The organism is Sphaerisporangium perillae, assembly GCF_023276435.1.
In the GTDB taxonomy this organism is placed as follows: domain Bacteria; phylum Actinomycetota; class Actinomycetes; order Streptosporangiales; family Streptosporangiaceae; genus Sphaerisporangium; species Sphaerisporangium perillae.
The window spans coordinates 16,806-31,741 of sequence record NZ_JALLPO010000016.1 but is presented as its reverse complement, the minus strand read 5'-3'; the positions used below and the strand labels follow the sequence as shown (position 1 = coordinate 31,741).

Annotated in this window: 13 protein-coding genes; 3 read left to right on the top strand and 10 right to left on the bottom strand. The window is 72.5% G+C overall.

What is annotated here, in order from left to right:
* Window positions 1–26: 26 nt before the first annotated feature.
* From MYF83_RS17140 to MYF83_RS17105, 7 genes are all read right to left on the bottom strand, one after another.
* Window positions 27–1,193: a branched-chain amino acid ABC transporter substrate-binding protein gene (locus MYF83_RS17140; protein WP_248961408.1), complete on the bottom strand. Its 1,167-nt coding sequence runs from the start codon at window positions 1,191–1,193 to the stop codon at window positions 27–29.
* A gap of 204 nt (window positions 1,194–1,397) precedes the next feature.
* A complete protein-coding gene (locus MYF83_RS17135) occupies window positions 1,398–2,753 on the bottom strand; it encodes an aldehyde dehydrogenase family protein (RefSeq protein ID WP_248961407.1) in 1,356 nt (451 codons plus the stop codon).
* An 86-nt stretch (window positions 2,754–2,839) separates the two neighbouring features.
* Complete coding sequence (locus tag MYF83_RS17130; protein ID WP_248961582.1) at window positions 2,840–3,841, bottom strand: proline racemase family protein; 1,002 nt, start codon at window positions 3,839–3,841, stop codon at window positions 2,840–2,842.
* Between the two features lie 7 nt (window positions 3,842–3,848).
* On the bottom strand, window positions 3,849–4,742 hold the full coding sequence (locus tag MYF83_RS17125; RefSeq protein ID WP_248961406.1) for a dihydrodipicolinate synthase family protein: 894 nt from the start codon (window positions 4,740–4,742) through the stop codon (window positions 3,849–3,851).
* Entirely contained in the window at window positions 4,739–6,217 is a 1,479-nt protein-coding gene (locus MYF83_RS42800) for an FAD-dependent oxidoreductase (protein WP_279339661.1), read from the bottom strand. The genes MYF83_RS17125 and MYF83_RS42800 overlap by 4 nt, the downstream gene beginning before the upstream one ends.
* Window positions 6,214–6,627, bottom strand: coding sequence for a (2Fe-2S)-binding protein (locus MYF83_RS43795; protein ID WP_248961405.1), 414 nt, complete (start codon window positions 6,625–6,627; stop codon window positions 6,214–6,216). The genes MYF83_RS42800 and MYF83_RS43795 overlap by 4 nt, the downstream gene beginning before the upstream one ends.
* On the bottom strand, window positions 6,624–7,760 hold the full coding sequence (locus MYF83_RS17105) for an NAD(P)/FAD-dependent oxidoreductase (RefSeq protein ID WP_248961404.1): 1,137 nt from the start codon (window positions 7,758–7,760) through the stop codon (window positions 6,624–6,626). Before MYF83_RS17105 ends, MYF83_RS43795 begins: the two co-directional genes overlap by 4 nt.
* A gap of 135 nt (window positions 7,761–7,895) precedes the next feature.
* On the opposite strand from MYF83_RS17105, the gene MYF83_RS17100 reads away from it, so the two are divergent.
* Window positions 7,896–8,930, top strand: a complete 1,035-nt coding sequence (locus tag MYF83_RS17100) for a COX15/CtaA family protein (RefSeq protein ID WP_248961403.1) — start codon at window positions 7,896–7,898, stop codon at window positions 8,928–8,930.
* A gap of 6 nt (window positions 8,931–8,936) precedes the next feature.
* Complete coding sequence (locus tag MYF83_RS17095) at window positions 8,937–9,671, top strand: SanA/YdcF family protein (RefSeq protein ID WP_248961402.1); 735 nt, start codon at window positions 8,937–8,939, stop codon at window positions 9,669–9,671.
* A 189-nt stretch (window positions 9,672–9,860) separates the two neighbouring features.
* Here the strand turns inward: MYF83_RS17095 and MYF83_RS17090 are convergent, their stop codons facing one another.
* Complete coding sequence (locus MYF83_RS17090) at window positions 9,861–10,898, bottom strand: lytic polysaccharide monooxygenase auxiliary activity family 9 protein (RefSeq protein WP_248961401.1); 1,038 nt, start codon at window positions 10,896–10,898, stop codon at window positions 9,861–9,863.
* A 237-nt stretch (window positions 10,899–11,135) separates the two neighbouring features.
* A complete protein-coding gene (locus MYF83_RS17085) occupies window positions 11,136–12,449 on the bottom strand; it encodes a PrsW family intramembrane metalloprotease (protein ID WP_248961400.1) in 1,314 nt (437 codons plus the stop codon).
* 313 nt (window positions 12,450–12,762) lie between these two features.
* On the opposite strand from MYF83_RS17085, the gene MYF83_RS17080 reads away from it, so the two are divergent.
* Window positions 12,763–14,205 carry an NAD(P)/FAD-dependent oxidoreductase gene (locus MYF83_RS17080; protein WP_248961399.1) on the top strand — a complete coding sequence of 481 codons (1,443 nt, stop codon included), beginning with the start codon at window positions 12,763–12,765 and terminating at the stop codon, window positions 14,203–14,205.
* A gap of 184 nt (window positions 14,206–14,389) precedes the next feature.
* On the opposite strand, the gene MYF83_RS17075 is transcribed toward MYF83_RS17080, so the two are convergent.
* Window positions 14,390–14,869: a hypothetical protein gene (locus MYF83_RS17075; RefSeq protein ID WP_248961398.1), complete on the bottom strand. Its 480-nt coding sequence runs from the start codon at window positions 14,867–14,869 to the stop codon at window positions 14,390–14,392.
* Between the last annotated feature and the right edge of the window lie 67 nt (window positions 14,870–14,936).

The window sequence follows — 14,936 nt, the reverse complement described above, 5'->3', positions numbered from 1 at the left end:
CGTTCCGGGGTGGTCGGCGCGCAGGGTCACTTCAGAGCGTCCTGGAGGGCGAACTTGCCGGACTTGACGACCAGGATCTGGAAGCCGCCGGTGGACAGGGTGTGGTCGGGGGTGAACTTCAGCGGGCCGGAGAACATCTGGAACCCGTTGATGCCCTCGAGCGCGGAGATGACCTTGGCGCCGTCGGTGGACCCCGCCTGCTTGAGCGCCTCGGCGGCGAGCCGCACGGCGTCGTAGGCCTGGTTGGAGTACGGGCCGGGGTTAGAGCCGAACTTCTTGCTGTAGCTGGCGATCCAGCCCTCGGCGCCCTGCAGGGTGTCGGGGGTCTGGGTCATCGTGGCGTAGACGCCCTCGGCGGCCTCGGGACCGGCGATCTCCGCGAGCTTCTCCGACACCGAGCCGTCGCCGACCATGATGGCGCCCCTGTACCCGGCCTGCCGGAGCTGGCGCGTGATCAGGCCGCCCTCCTGGAAGTAGCCGGTCCAGTAGACGAAGTCGGGCTTCTTTGCCAGGATGTTGTTGATGTTGGCGCTGTAGTCGCTCTCCTTGGGCGTCACGGCCTCGAGGATCGCCGTCTCCGGGCCGCCGGACTCGTCGAGGAGCCTCTGCGTGCGGACGGCGATGTCCTTGGAATAGCTGGTGTTGTCGTGCACCAGCGCGACGTTCTTGGCGCCCTGCTTGGTCATCCAGGCCACGGCGGCGGTCGCCTGCTGCGTGCCGGTGCCGTTGATCAGGAAGACGTGCTTGAGGTGCTGATCGACGAGCTCCTGCGAGTTGGCCGCAGGGATGATCATCGGGATGTTCGCCTTGCCGAACACCGGAAGGGTGGGGAGCGTGGCGCCGGAGCAGTAGCCGCCCACCGAGATCTTGACGCCCTCGGTGACGAGCTTGTTGGCGCCGGCGACGGCGGTCTGGGCGTCGCAGGCGTCGTCGGCGACCTTCAGCTCGAGCTTGCGGCCGAGCACCCCGCCCTTGCCGTTGATCTCGTCCACCGCGAGCTGGGCGGCGTTCTTCATGTACGGGCCGATGGCCGCCTCGCTGCCGGACTGCGGGATGAGCATCCCGAGCGGGATGGGGCCCTCGTCACCGCCGCCGTCGGAGCCGCCACCGAGGAGTCCTTGGCCACATCCGGCGGTCAGCACGCTTACGGCCGCGGCCAGCGACCAGATCACTGCTACGCGCGATTTGCCCATCGTGTATCTCCTAGCGAACTCACGGCTCGGCATGATGTGTGACATTGCACATGCCCCGTAAAGCGCCCGTCAAGGCCCGAGACCAGACCGTTGCAAGCCTGGAAGAAGCCGGTGTCCGGCCTCGCCGGCGGGCACGCGCGACGCGCCCGCCGGGCGGCCCGGCCGTCGATTCGGTCGCCTTCCGGCCGGCCGGCTCCCGCGCGGTCAGCTTCCGGCCGGGCCGAGAGCGACGGTGTGCGTGGAGGTGTAGAACTCCTGAGCCGCCTTGCCCTGCTCGCGCGGGCCGAAGCTGGAGTCCTTCTCCCCTCCGAACGGCAGGTAGAAGTCCACGCCGCTCGTCGGATTGTTGACCTTGATCAGCCCGGTGTCCAGCCGCGCCGAGACGTCCAGCGCCCGGTCCAGGTCGCGGGTGTACACCGCGGAGGCCAGACCGTACCGCACCCCGTTGGCCAGGGCGACCGCCTCGTCCACCGAGCCGGCGTCCTGCACCAGGCAGATGGGCCCGAACACCTCGTCGCAGGCGAGCACGTGACCGGCGTCGACCCCGTCGACCAGCGTCGGGGCCACGAACCAGCCGTTCCTGTCGAGCGCCTGCCCGCCGGTGAGCACCCGGCCTCCGGCGGCCGACGCCACCACCCGGTCGCGGGCGGCCTCATCGATCACCGGGCCCACGGCGGTGCCCGGGTCGGCCGGGTCGCCCACGCCGAGCTTGGCCACGGCGGCGACCAGCGCCTCGCGCACCTCTTCCGCGTTGCCCACCGTGATCACGCGCTTGGTGGCGGTGCACTTCTGCCCGGCGTACCCGAACGCGGCGGCGGCGATCTGGGCCGCGGCCGCCTCCAGGTTGGCGTCGTCCAGCACGATGCTGGCGTTCTGCCCGCCCATCTCCGCCTGCACCTGCACGCCCCGGGCGGCCGCGGCCACGCTGACCTTGCGTCCCACGGCGGCCGATCCGGTGAAGGACACCACGTCGGCCGCCTCGACCAGCGCCGCCCCTTCCTCGGCGTCGCCCGGGACCACCTGGAACAGCTCCTCCGGCAGGCCCAGCAGCTCCGCCAGGCGCAGCGCGCAGCCGAGCGCCTGCGGCGCGGGCTTGAGCACGACGGCGTTGCCGAAGGCCAGGGCGGGGGCCGCCTTCCACAGGGGAATGGCCAGCGGGAAGTTCCACGGCGTGATCAGCCCGGCCACGCCGCGCGGGCGCCTGCGCGTGTAGGCGAGACCCGCGCCGGACGGCTCGTGCAGGGCGCCCACCGGGTCGAAGACCTGCTGGGAGTAGTAGCGCAGGATCGCGACCGCCCGCGCCACCTCGCCCTTGGCCTCGGTGATCGGCTTGCCGACCTCGCGGACGACGAGCGCGGCCAGCTCGTCTCCGGCCGCCGCCACCGCCTCGGCCGCGGCGGCCAGCGCGGTGGCACGCGCGGCGGCGTTCGCCCGGGCCCAGCTCTTCTGCACGTCCCGTGCCCGCCGCACCGCCTCGGCGACGCCCTCGCCCCCGGCGGCCGGGACGCTCGCGACCACGTCGGCCGGGTTCTGGGGCGACCGGCTCTCGACAACACCCATCGTGAATCCCTCTCCAACATCAGGGGTCGAATCCCGCTTCATCGAAACCTGGTCCACGTCATCGATCGGCCACCGGCCGCCGGACCTCAGAGCAGGAACCCTTCGGGGAAGGGGTCGTCCGGGTCCAGGAAGTGCTGCGCCGTGCCGGTCACCCACGCCCTGCCGGTGATCGTCGGGACGACCGCCGGCCGGCCCGCCACCTCGGTCTCCTCAAGGAGCCGCCCGGTGAAGCGGGTGCCGATGAACGACTCGTTGACGAAGTCCGCCCCGAGCCCGAGCTCCCCCCTGGCGTGCAGCTGGGCCATGCGGGCGCTGGTGCCCGTGCCGCAGGGCGAGCGGTCGAACCAGCCGGGGTGGATGGCCATCGCGTGGCGCGACAGCCGTGCGTCCGACCCTGGCGCGACGAACTGGACGTGATGGCAGCCGCGGATCCCGGGGTCCAGCGGGTGGACCGGCTCGTCCGCCTCGTTGATGGCCGCCGAGATCGCCAGGCCGGCGTCCAGGATCCGCTGGCCGTGGGCGCGGTCGAACGGCAGCCCCACCGACTCGATCGGCAGCATCGCGTAGAAGTTGCCGCCGTAGGCGAGGTCGTAGGTCACCTCGCCGAGGCCGGGCACCTTCACGACCCGGTCGAGCCCGACGCTGAAGGAGGGGACGTTCTGGATCGTCACCGCCCGGGCCGCGCCGTCCTCCACCCGCACCGAGGCGACGACCAGCCCGGCGGGGGTGTCCAGGCGCACCGTCGTAACCGGCTCGACCACCTCGACCATGCCGGTCTCCACCAGCACCGTCGCCACGCCGATGGTGCCGTGCCCGCACATCGGCAGGCAGCCGGACACCTCGATGTACAGCACGCCGTAGTCGGCGTCCGGGCGGGTGGGCGGTTGCAGGATCGCGCCGCTCATCGCCGAATGGCCGTGCGGCTCGTACATCAGCAGCTTGCGGATGTGGTCGAGGTTCGCCAGGAAGTACTCCCTGCGCTCGGCCATGCTCGCGCCGGGGATGACGCCCACGCCTCCGGTGACGACCCGCGTGGGCATGCCCTCGGTGTGCGAGTCGACCACGTGGTAGATCTTCTTGGTTCGCACCACGACGTCACCGGAGCCCTTCGGCCAGTGCCTTCTCGGTGGCGGCGCGGACGGCGCCCTCCTGCTCGGGCGTCAGCGGCACGCGCGGCTGGCGGCAGGGACCGCCGTACCGGCCGGCGAGGTCCATCGACAGCTTGATGGCCTGCACGAACTCCGTCTTGGCGTCCCAGCGCAGCAGGGGGTGCAGCGTGCGGTACAGCGGCAGCGCCGTGGCCAGGTCGCCCTCGACGGAGGCCTTGTACAGCGCCACGCACGACGCCGGGAGCGCGTTCGGGTATCCGGCCACCCAGCCGGCCGCGCCGGCGAGGGCCAGCTCCAGCACCACGTCGTCCGACCCGATCAGCACGTCCAGGCCGGGGGCCAGCTCGGCGATCTCGTAGGCGCGGCGCACGTCGCCGGTGAACTCCTTGACGCCCACGATCAGCCCTTCGGCGTACAGCTTCGCCAGCAGCGAGGGGACCAGGTCGACCTTGGTGTCGTAGGGGTTGTTGTACGCCACGATCGGCAGGCCGGCCTTGGCGACCTCGCGGTAGTGCTCGAGCACCGCGCGCTCGTCGGCGCGGTAGGCGTTCGGCGGCAGCAGCATCACGACCTGGCAGCCTGCGTCCTTCGCCTGCTCGGCCCAGCGCCGGGACTCGTCCGCGCCGTAGGCCGCGATGCCGGGCATCACGCGGTCGCAGCCGACGGCCGCGACGGCCGTCTCCACGACGCGGGCGCGCTCCTCGGGGGTCAGGGTCTGGTACTCCCCGAGCGAGCCGTTGGGCACCACGCCGTCGCATCCCTGCTCGACCAGGTGGCGGCAGTGCTCGGCGTAGCCCTCGTAGTCGGCGCTCAGGTCCTCGCGCAGGGGCAGCGCGGTCGCGACCATAACTCCGCGCCAGGGTTTCTCACGGGTCGTCATCGGGGGTCCTCTCCTTGTGGATCTCCTGCGAGATCGCCGAGCCGGACGGGCTGGGCGATCGGCCGCCGTGGCGGCTGGGGGTCCTCGCCCGCCAGGCACGCCACGGCGTAGCCGCACACGCGGCCCTGGCACCAGCCCATTCCGGGCCGTGCCAGCAGTTTCAACGAGCGGGCGTCGACGGCGCCGAGCGCCGTTGCCTCCTTGATGCGCGAGTAGGGGACCTCCTCGCAGCGGCAGATCAGCGTGTCGTCGGCCAGCCAGCCCTTCCATCCGTCGCGGACGGGATAGGCCTCCTGCAGCGCCCTGCCGAAGGCCGCGAGCCGGTCCCTCCTCCTCGAAAGCCCGGGGACGGGCGGCACCGGGCGGCCGAGGTCGGCGGCGGCCGTACGCCCGGCGATCCAGCCCTCGACCTCGGCGAGCTCGGCCCCGCCCACGCCGGTCGGCTCGCCGGCCGCGTAGACGCCGGGCACGCTGGTGCGCATCCCGGCGTCCACGGAGACGACCGGGGTGCCGTCCCGGTCGGCCCGGGTGGCGCAGCCGAGCTGGGTGGCGAGCTCGATCTGCGGGACGAAGCCGTACCCGACGGCGAGCGCGTCGCACGCGATCGTGCGCCGGCGGCGGGGCACCCAGTCGCGGTCGAGGTCGGCCACGGTGACGTGGGTCAGCTCGTCCCGCCCGTGGGCGGCGATGACGGCGTGGCGGCCGGCGTAGGGGATCCGGTGCCTGGCCAGCCGGTAGCCGTATCCCGCGGCCTCGGCCAGCTTGCCCGGCATCGCGGCCATGGCGGGCGCGAGGCCGAAGCGGCCGTTGGCCTCGAACACCCCGGCGACGCGGGCGCCCGCCGCGGCCAGCCCGGCCGCGACGGGAAGCAGGAAGGGGCCGGTGCCCGCGACGACCACGTTGCGCCCGGCCACCACGAGATCACCCTTGAGCAGCGCCTGCGCGCCGCCCGCCGTGAACACGCCGGGCAGGTCCCATCCGGGGAAGGGCAGCGGCCGGTCGTGCGCGCCGGTGGCGATCAGCAACCGCCGGGCGGCGACGGTCTCCCGCCGCTCCCGCCGGTCACCCACCAGGCAGTGCACGACCACCGTGCCCTCTGCCCCGGCTCCGGCCGCCGTGCCCGTACCGTCCGCGGAGCCCGTCCCCGCGCCGGGACGGGGGGCGGTGCCGGGCGCCTGGCCGGTGGTCCGCTCGACGGCCCAGACGCGGTGGCGCAGGCGGATCTCGACTCCGCGCGCGCCGAGCGCGTCCGACAGCCTGGTGTACCGCTGGAATCCGTGGTGGAGCGCTCCGGGACGCCGGGCGTGGAAACCCTCCGGCGCGTGCCGGAAGTACTGGCCGCCGAGGCGCGCCCCCGCGTCGATCAGCACGACGCTGAGTCCGGCGCCGGCGGCGGCGACGGCCGCCGCCATCCCGGCGGGACCGCCTCCGACGATCGCCAGGTCCATCACCTGTCCGCCATCGCGGGCGTTCATCCGGTCGTCACCTCGTCCCCCGGGCGGGCCTCGGTCTGGCAGGCGCGCAGCGACGCCTCGCCGTTGACGGTGACCAGGCAGTCGAAGCACACGCCGATGCCGCAGAACAGGCCCCGGGGACGCCCGCCGGCGCGGGTCGTCCGCCATGATCTGACGCCGGCGGCGTACAGCACGGCCCCCACGCTCTGGCCCGGCACGGCGGTGACGGGACGCCCGTCCACGGTGATCTCGAAGCCGGGCTCCGGCCGTGCCCCGACGAGGCGGCCGGCGTGCGGCGGCCCCGAGTCGCGGGAGGCGGACCCGGCACGGTGCCGGTCGGAGCCGCGCGGGAGATCGACGGGACGCGGCCCGCCGGAGCCGTGCGAGGGATCGACGGGACGCGGCCCGTCGGAATCACGCGAAGGGGTCACGCCGCGAACCTTTCCGGGCGGAAGGGGATCGGATCGAGTTCGGGGGCGGCGCCGGTGAGCTGCCCCGCGATGAGGTGCCCGGTGGCCGGGGCGAGGCCGATGCCCGCGCCCTCGTGCCCGCAGGCGTGGTACAGCCCCGGCGCGCGGGGATCGGCGCCGATCACGGGCAGGTGGTCGGGACAGTACGGCCGGAAGCCGCAGTAGGTCCTGATGGCGCGCCGCTCGGCGAGCATTGGGAACAGCGCGACGGCCTGGCGGGCCAGCCTCTCGAGCACCGGGATCGACACGGTCCGGTCGAACCCGACCCGCTCCCGGCTCGCGCCGATGAGCACGGTGCCGGCCGGGGTGCCCTCGATCACCGCGCTGGTCGAAAGACCCGCCGAGTCGCTGGCCACGTCGGTGACGTAGGCGGCTGTGTAGACCTTGTGCCTGATCAGCGGGCCGTCCGGCCCAGCGGCGATGGGCTCGGTGACCAGGATGAAGCCCCGGCGCGGCAGGACCGGCAGTTCCAGGCCGGCGAGCGCCGCCACCTGGCCGCTCCAGGTGCCGGCCGCGTTGACGACCGCGCCCGCCGGGATGTCCCCCTTGTCGGTACGGACCCCGGTGACCCGGTCGCCGTCGCGCAGGAACCCGGTGACCGTGACCCCGGTCAGCAGCCGCGCGCCGGGGGCGCGCTCCAGCAGCCGGGCGGCGGCGAGCATGGGGTTGACCTGGGCGTCCTGGGGGTAGAACACGCCGCCCGCCAGAGCCTGCGTCAGGTGCGGCTCGTAGCCGGGCAGCTCGGCGCGGGGCACGGGCGCGGGCTCCACGCCGTGATCGGCCTGGGCCGTGGCGAGTCCCGTCAGGGCCTCGAGCACCTCGGCGGTCTCCGCGACGACCAGGCCGCCCTTGGGCTCGAACTCGAAGCCGCCGAGCCCGGCCAGCTCGCGCCAGAGGCGGTTGGACAGCAGGGCGAGCTCCAGCTCGGGGCCGGGCTCCTTGTCGGAGACCAGGATGTTGCCCTCGCCGGCTCCGGTGGTGCCCGCCGCGACGGGCCCCCGGTCGACCACGGTGACTCGCAGGCCGGAGCGCGCGGCGAAGTACGCGCATGCCGCTCCGACGACTCCGGCACCGATCACCACGACGTCGGACATCCTCACCCCCCACAGGCTTCTCTGACGAATCAGTAATATGTCACATATCCGCCGAGGTAATCAATGCTCCCCACGGGCCGCCTGAGCCGAGGGTTCGGGGCGGGACCGGACCCACCGCCGCCTACGATGTGTGGCGTGACCGCAGCAGACCAGCCACGCGACCGTACGGGGGACGCCAGGCCGCGCGTCCTCCGAGACCAGGTCCAGGGCAAGGCCCTCGACCTCTTCCACTCCGCGTGGTCGCCCACCCGAGCCTCCATCAGGCGGTGGGCGCTGGCCGCCGTGATCGTCAACGCGGGCATCACCGTGACGGGCGCGGCCGTCCGGCTCACCGGCTCCGGGCTCGGCTGCCCCACCTGGCCGCGCTGCACCCCCGACAGCTTCGTCCCCGCCGCGCATGACGCGCACTCCCCCGCCAACATGGCGATCGAGTTCGGCAACCGGCTGCTGACCTTCCTGGTCCTGGCCGTGGCCGTGGGCTGCGTGGTCGCCGTCATGCGCGTCGCGCCGCGCCGCGCCAGTCTCGTGCGCCTCGCCTGGATCCAGCCGATCGGCGTCGCCGTCCAGGCGCTGTGGGGCGGCCTGGTCGTGCGCACCCTGCTCAACCCCGTCACGGTGAGCGTCCACTTCCTGCTGTCCATCGTCATGATCGTGGCGGCGTTCGCGCTGTACGCGCGCTCGGGGGAAGGGGACGCGCCGCCACGGCGGCTGGTCCACCGCGACATCCGCACCCTCGGCTTCGTCCTGGTCGCCGCGGTGTTCGTCCTGCTGATGGCCGGCGTCGTGGTCACCGGCACCGGGCCGCACTCCGGCGACGAGGCCGCCTCACGGTTCGGCTTCGACATCCAGTCGGTTGTCCGGCTGCACGCCGACATCGTCTGGATCGTGCTCGGCCTGACCTTCGCGCTGCTGTTCGCCCTGCACGTCACCGACTCCCCGGGCCGGGCCCGGCGCGGCGCGCTGATCCTGCTCGGCGTCGAGCTGGCCCAGGGGGTCATCGGGTACGTGCAGTACTTCCTGGCGGTGCCGGCGCTGCTGGTCGCCCTGCACGTGCTCGGGTCAACGCTGGTCTGGATCGCCACCTTGCGGGTGGTGTACCTCATGCGGTCGCGCGGCCCCGCGGACGCGCTCGCGTCCGCGGAGAACCAACTGGACGTGGCCGGCGTCTGACCGTTCATGATCGGCATCTCCATCGCGCGGTGGTCTCGCGCCGTGCGGCCCCACCGGTGGTCGCGCACGGCGCAGCGCCGCGCGTACCTCTCGGCCGTCGCTCTCAGCCTGCTCTGCCTGGCGCCGATGACCTGGGCGTGGGTGTCCAGCATGGGTCACCGCGTCACGGCGGGCGCCGGCACGGGGTGGACGCGCGAGGTCCCCGCCGCGCCGGTGGGCCTGGTACTCGGGGCAGGCCTGTACCGCGACTCCTCCCCTACGGCGATGCTGGCCGACCGTCTCGACATCGCCGCGGAGCTGTACCGCGCGGGCAAGGTGCGGGCGCTGCTGCTGTCGGGCGACAACAGCCGGGTCGGGTACGACGAGCCGTCGGCCATGCGTGACTACCTGGTCGCGCACGGGGTGCCCGCGGACGTGCAGGTGCTCGACTACGCCGGGTTCGACACCTGGGACTCCTGCGTCCGCGCCCGTGACGTCTTCGGGGTCCGGCGCCTGATCGTCGTCACCCAGAACTTCCACCTTCCCCGCGCCGTGGCGCTGTGCCGGACCGCGGGCCTTTCGGCCTTCGGCGTCGGCGACGACTCCGCGGCCACGCTGCCCGCCCAGACGTCCATCTACGCGGTGCGGGAGTTCGCGGCGACGGCCAAGGGCTTCCTGGACTCGGTCGTGCTGCGGTCGGCGCCGGTCTTCCCCGGTCCCCGCGAGACCTCCCTGGACCGCATCCTCGCCACCCCGTCCTGACCCGCCTGATAACGCATGGGAGCGCTCCAACACCTTCCCCTCGCCCGCCCGCAGGAGGTGACGCCTCTCGAAAGGTGCCACGACGACCGCGTATCCCGTCCAACTCGGACGCTGCCGACCGTGAGGCGGACGTGCCTCTCCGCCTCACGGAGCGGCGCCCGGGTTCTTCGCGTTCCCGGACCTACCGGATCAGCCGCAGCCGATGTCGGTGAAGGTCGGCGGGGTGGCCCCGGTCATGGTCGCGAGGAACCCGGCGGTCGCCGACTCCCCCGGTGCCAGCTTGGGGGCCCATGAGGGCGCGTGGATCATCCCGCTCGGCCCGTTCTGCATCGACGTGCCGTTCCACGCCTGCGTGATGGTGATCCCCATCGGCATCATCCACTGGATGTACCACTCGCTGAGCACCGCGTTGCCGGTGTTCTTGATGGTCGCCGTGGCCTGGAACCCGCCCGACCAGCTGTTGGCCACCGTCACCGTCGCCGCGCACGCGATCGCCGGAGGCGTGGACGGCGTCACGGTCGGCGCCGGGGTCACCTGCGGCGGCGAGCTGGGCGGCGGGGTCGCGTCGACGCCACCGAAGATCACGTCCGAGCAGCCGTAGAAGGTCTCCTGGCTGTCGGACCTGTACCACACCGAGTAGATGAGGTGCCGACCGCTCTTGTTCGGCAGCCGCCCGGAGAACCGGTAGGCGCCGTTGCTCACCCCGGGCTCCGGATCGGCCGTCAAGAACGGCTGCTCCTCGATGTCGTTCCAGGTCAGGGGCTCGGTGGGGTTGTAGCCGTCCTTGGTGACGTAGAGCTTGAAGCCGCCGGGGTGGGGCACCCAGGCTCCGTAGACGAAGTCGAACGTCGCGCCCGGCTGCACGACGGTCGCCGGCCAGTCGGCCCCCGGCGCGTCGTAGGCGGCGTACTTGGCGAACCCGCCGCTGCAGAGCTTGCCGTCGGGGATGAAGCCCCGGGTACGGCCGCCGCCGTCCGAGCGCAGCACTCCGTACCAGTCGTACAGCGGCTGGGTGCCGCCTACGGCGACGGCCTGCGCGCAGGCCGGGTTCTTCGGCTTGATCTCGTTGCTCGGGGTGAGCCCGTCGGTGTAGCAGGCGTACGTCCTGCTGGCGGGCGCCTGCAGGGCTCCGTGCGCGAAGGCCGAACGCTGCAGGCCGAACGTCGTCAGCCCGGCGGCCACGACCGCGACCGCGGTCAGGATCGCCACCTTTGCCTTGGTCTTCACGTGTTTCCTCTTCACGTTCGCGGATGCCGCCGCGCGGGACGACGGTGGGCGAGAGCGCGCGCCGGCGGCGCACCGCTCCTCTGGTGTCATCGCAGGGCATGCTCGGCGCCGGCGCGAGCCGCGCGCCTTCTCCTGCTCGGCCACCCGGAAAAGGTCATCGGAAAGTAGCCACTGACATCCGCGTAAGGCGATTGAAACACGATGATCCCGCGCGCGGCAATAGCACCGGCGCGCAGGCTACCGGCCGCCGCCGGGGGTGCCCTGCGGCCCGGGCGGGCCCTGCCATCGGTGTCCCGGCGGGGCGTCGGGCGGGTACGGGTCGCGCGGGACTCCGTCGCGCGGCGGGTACGGCGAGGCGGAGTGCCAGGTGTCGTGCCCCGGCGCGTAGCCAGGCGGGGCCATCCCCTTGGCGATCGTGGTCTGATGCCGCTCGGGGACGGGGAAGGCGGACTTGGCCGCGCTCATGCAGGCCAGCAGGGCTTCCCGCTGCGTCTCGAAGGTGTCCCTGTCGATCACGCCGCGCACCCCGCGCTCGTGCAGCAGGCCGAGCTCGGTCGCGGCCACCTGGTAGTCGCGCATGGCGTGCAGGCCGGCCGGGCCTCCGTAGGCCTTCGCCCACTGCCGGGCCTGCCGCCGTCCCGGCAGCGACGACAGCATGAAGACGTCGACGTCGGTGACCAGCCCGAGCCCCCCGTACGGCGGCAGGTAGTGCTGGATCAGGCCGACGATGCGCTTGCGGTCCTTGACGACCACGCTCAGCTCGACGAAGAACAGGATCATCAGCAGCAGATAGGCCAGCGCGAGGCCCTGGAAGCCGCCGTAGGAGGTGAAGCCGTTCCAGATGCCGTGCAGCGTGACCGCGCCGATCCAGCCGAGGAGCACCACTCCCCCGCGCACCGGGCCGCGGCGCTGCGCGGCGTAGGCCACCGCGATGCCGATCATGGAGGTGAACAGCGGATGGGCGAACGGCGACAGGATGCCGCGGAGCACCACGGTGACCGCCAGGCCCTCCACGCCGTGCAAGTCCTGGGCCATGATGTAGTAGCTGACGTTCTCGCTCATGGCGAAGCCCAGGCCGACCATGCCGGCGTAGATGATGCCGTCGGTCAGCCCGTCCAGCTCATGCCGGCGCCAGCGCAGCAGGCCGAGCAGCACCAGGCCCTTCATGGTCTCCTCGACCACCGGGGCCACGAAGGTGGCGACCAGGTTGCGGGCTCCGGCCGGGTCCTGGGTGGCGATGGTGACGTACCTCAGGTTGAGGCTGTTGAGGATGCCCGCCACCAGCACGGCGATGCCCGCGCCCCACATGAACGCGAACACCAGGTCCTTGCGCGGCTCCGGCTCCATGCGGTCGAGCCCGAGCAGCCCGGCCAGCAGCAGCGGCACCGGGGCCAGCGCCAGCGTGAGCGCGATGAAGAACTGGACCGGCTCGCCGTTGAAGATGTCGAACGAGAACGACACCAGCGCGCAGATGCCGGCCACGACGAGCCCGATGATCAGGCCGATGGACGGGCGCTCCCTCAGCACCCAGCGGGGATCACGGTTCGTCATGGTCGCGAGCGTAATCGACCCGCCACGGCCTGTCCGCCACGCTCCCGCGCGCCTCGCATGGCCGGCGACCGCCATGCCCGTACGGCTCGCCCCTCGTGATCACCGCACCACCCCGCACCGACCCGGTCCCGAGCCTTCAGGTCTTCCCCCGTGACAACCCTCCCACACCTCCGCAAGTGACGCACTTCTCTGCCTTTCAAACGGACTCATCGCGCCGGGTGGCAGGCAGACCCAGCAGGGAATCGCCCGAAAGTAGGCTGTGTGTCGGTTTAGCCAAGCACGACCCCGGTCACGCGGCCGGTGGAGGAGAAGTATGAACGGCTTGAACGGCACCCCCGTGACCGACGACTTCGCCAACGGCGGAGTCTCGTTCTGGTACCGGCAGATCGGTGTCCCGCGGCGCCGCGCCGCGCTGCCCGGGTCGCGTGACTACGACGTGGCGATCGTGGGCGGCGGCTACACCGGCATGTGGACGGCCTACTACCTGAAGAAGGCGCAGCCGGACCTGCGGATCGCGATCCTTGAGAAGGAGTTCGCCGGCTTCGGGGCCTCGGGGCGCAACGGCGGCTGGCTGTCGGCCGAGTTCGCCGGGTCGCGCAGGCGGCACGCGGCCGCACGCGGGCGACAGGCGATGATCGACCTCCAGCACGCGATGTTCGCCGCGGTGGACGAGGTGATCGAGGTCACACGTGCCGAGGGCATCGACGCCGACATCCACAAGGGCGGACTCCTCCACGTCGCCACCAACCCCGCCCAGAACCGCCGCCTGCACGCCGAGCTCGCCGACCTGCGCACCTGGGGCTTCGCCGAGGAGGACATGCGCCTGCTGACCAGGGAGGAGCGGGAGGAGCGCATCCGCACGGCGGGGACGCTGTCGGCCGCCTACAGCCCGCACTGCGCGCGCATCCAGCCGGCCAAGCTGGCGGTCGGCCTCGCGCGCGCCGTGACGGACCTCGGGGTGGACGTCTTCGAGGGCACCACGGTCACCGAGATCCGGCCGCGCGACGCCGGCGCGGTGGGCGAGGCGGGCAGGGCGGCCGCGGTCACCGACCAGGGCACCGTCACCGCCGAGTACGTCATCCGCGCCACCGAGGGCTTCACCGCGAGCATCCGGGGACAGCGCCGCCAGTGGCTTCCGATGAACAGCTCGATGATCGTCACCGAGCCGCTCGGCGAGGAGGTGTGGGAGCGAATCGGCCTGAAGGACTACGAGCTGCTGGGCGACGAGGCGCACGCCTACTGCTACGCCCAGCGGACCGCCGACGGCCGCATCGCCATCGGCGGGCGCGGCGTGCCCTACCGCTTCGGGTCGCGCACCGACGTGCGGGGCGCCACCCAGCCGCAGACCGTCGCGGCGCTCTACAAGATCATGACCACGCTGCTCCCCGCGACCGCCGGGGCGAGGATCCAGCATTCGTGGTGCGGCGTCCTTGGAGTGCCCCGCGACTGGTGCTCGACCGTCCACCTGGACCACGCCACCGGTCTCGGCTGGGCCGGCGGGTACGTCGGCAGCGGCGTCACCACGACCAACCTCGCCGGTCGCACGCTCCGCGACCTGGTGCTGCGGCGCGACACCGAGCTGACCCGGCTGCCGTGGGTGGGCCGCCAGGTGCGCCAGTGGGAGCCGGAGCCGCTGCGCTGGATGGGCGTGCAGGCGATCTACGCGCTGTTCCGCGCGGCCGACCGCCACGAGAACGCCCAGATGGGCCGCACGTCGGCCTACGCCCGCGTGGCGAACCTCATCTCGGGACGCTGACCGTTCACCGAGACGTCAGTGAGTTTCGGTGATTCGCCCGTCGCGGGGCGAAGGTCCCTTGCCGTACCCGTGCTCGGCGATGAACGCGTTCTCCCGGGCGGCCGGATCCTCCTGGCGGGCGCACATGAGAAACGGCCGCCCCGCGCTCTCACCGAGCGCGGGGCGGCCGCCGGGTGTCGGCCGATCAGCCGCAGTTGCCCCAAGCGGAGCGGCCACCAGAGGCGATCTCCCCCTGGGGCCGCGTGTCCGCGATCGTGCCGGAGTACTTGACGCAGAACCCCTTGGCGTACAGCTTCACCGGGCCCGCGTAGTACTTGTACTTGCGGTTGTCGGTCTTCTTGTTGGTGCGTGCAGGCTCGTCCTTGATGCGCTTCGTCTGCGTCATCAGCGTGGCGCTGGTCATGGTCGCGGTGCCGACGTACGACGTCTTGATCGTGGTCACGCAGTTGTAGCCGGTCCTGCGGTTGTACATCAGGTAGACGTAGCCGAACACCTGGCCGGACGGGGTCTTCACCGCGCGCTTGCTGTCCGCGACCCGGGCGAACCCCGAGCCGCACACCCCTTCGGGGCTGTGCGCCGCGGCGACCGCGTACGCAGGGTTGGCGATGACTCCCCCGATCGACAGTGCGGCGGCCAGGAGAATGGTCTTGGTTGTCCTGCGCATGCGGTCGGTCCCCTCGTCGACGCCACCCGCCTGCCGGGCGGCACACGACTGATCATTCTGCCGGACG

Excerpts from the sequence above, each read along its gene's own strand:
- MYF83_RS17105 (WP_248961404.1), bottom strand. The coding sequence starts at position 7,760 with ATGTCCGACGTCGTGGTGATCGGTGCCGGAGTCGTCGGAGCGGCATGC.
- MYF83_RS17125 (WP_248961406.1), bottom strand. The coding sequence starts at position 4,742 with ATGACGACCCGTGAGAAACCCTGGCGCGGAGTTATGGTCGCGACCGCG.
- MYF83_RS17075 (WP_248961398.1), bottom strand. The coding sequence starts at position 14,869 with ATGCGCAGGACAACCAAGACCATTCTCCTGGCCGCCGCACTGTCGATC.
- MYF83_RS17135 (WP_248961407.1), bottom strand. The coding sequence starts at position 2,753 with ATGGGTGTTGTCGAGAGCCGGTCGCCCCAGAACCCGGCCGACGTGGTC.
- MYF83_RS17095 (WP_248961402.1), top strand. The coding sequence starts at position 8,937 with ATGATCGGCATCTCCATCGCGCGGTGGTCTCGCGCCGTGCGGCCCCAC.
- MYF83_RS17140 (WP_248961408.1), bottom strand. The coding sequence starts at position 1,193 with ATGGGCAAATCGCGCGTAGCAGTGATCTGGTCGCTGGCCGCGGCCGTA.
- MYF83_RS17080 (WP_248961399.1), top strand. The coding sequence starts at position 12,763 with ATGAACGGCTTGAACGGCACCCCCGTGACCGACGACTTCGCCAACGGC.
- MYF83_RS17085 (WP_248961400.1), bottom strand. The coding sequence starts at position 12,449 with ATGACGAACCGTGATCCCCGCTGGGTGCTGAGGGAGCGCCCGTCCATC.
- MYF83_RS42800 (WP_279339661.1), bottom strand. The coding sequence starts at position 6,217 with ATGAACGCCCGCGATGGCGGACAGGTGATGGACCTGGCGATCGTCGGA.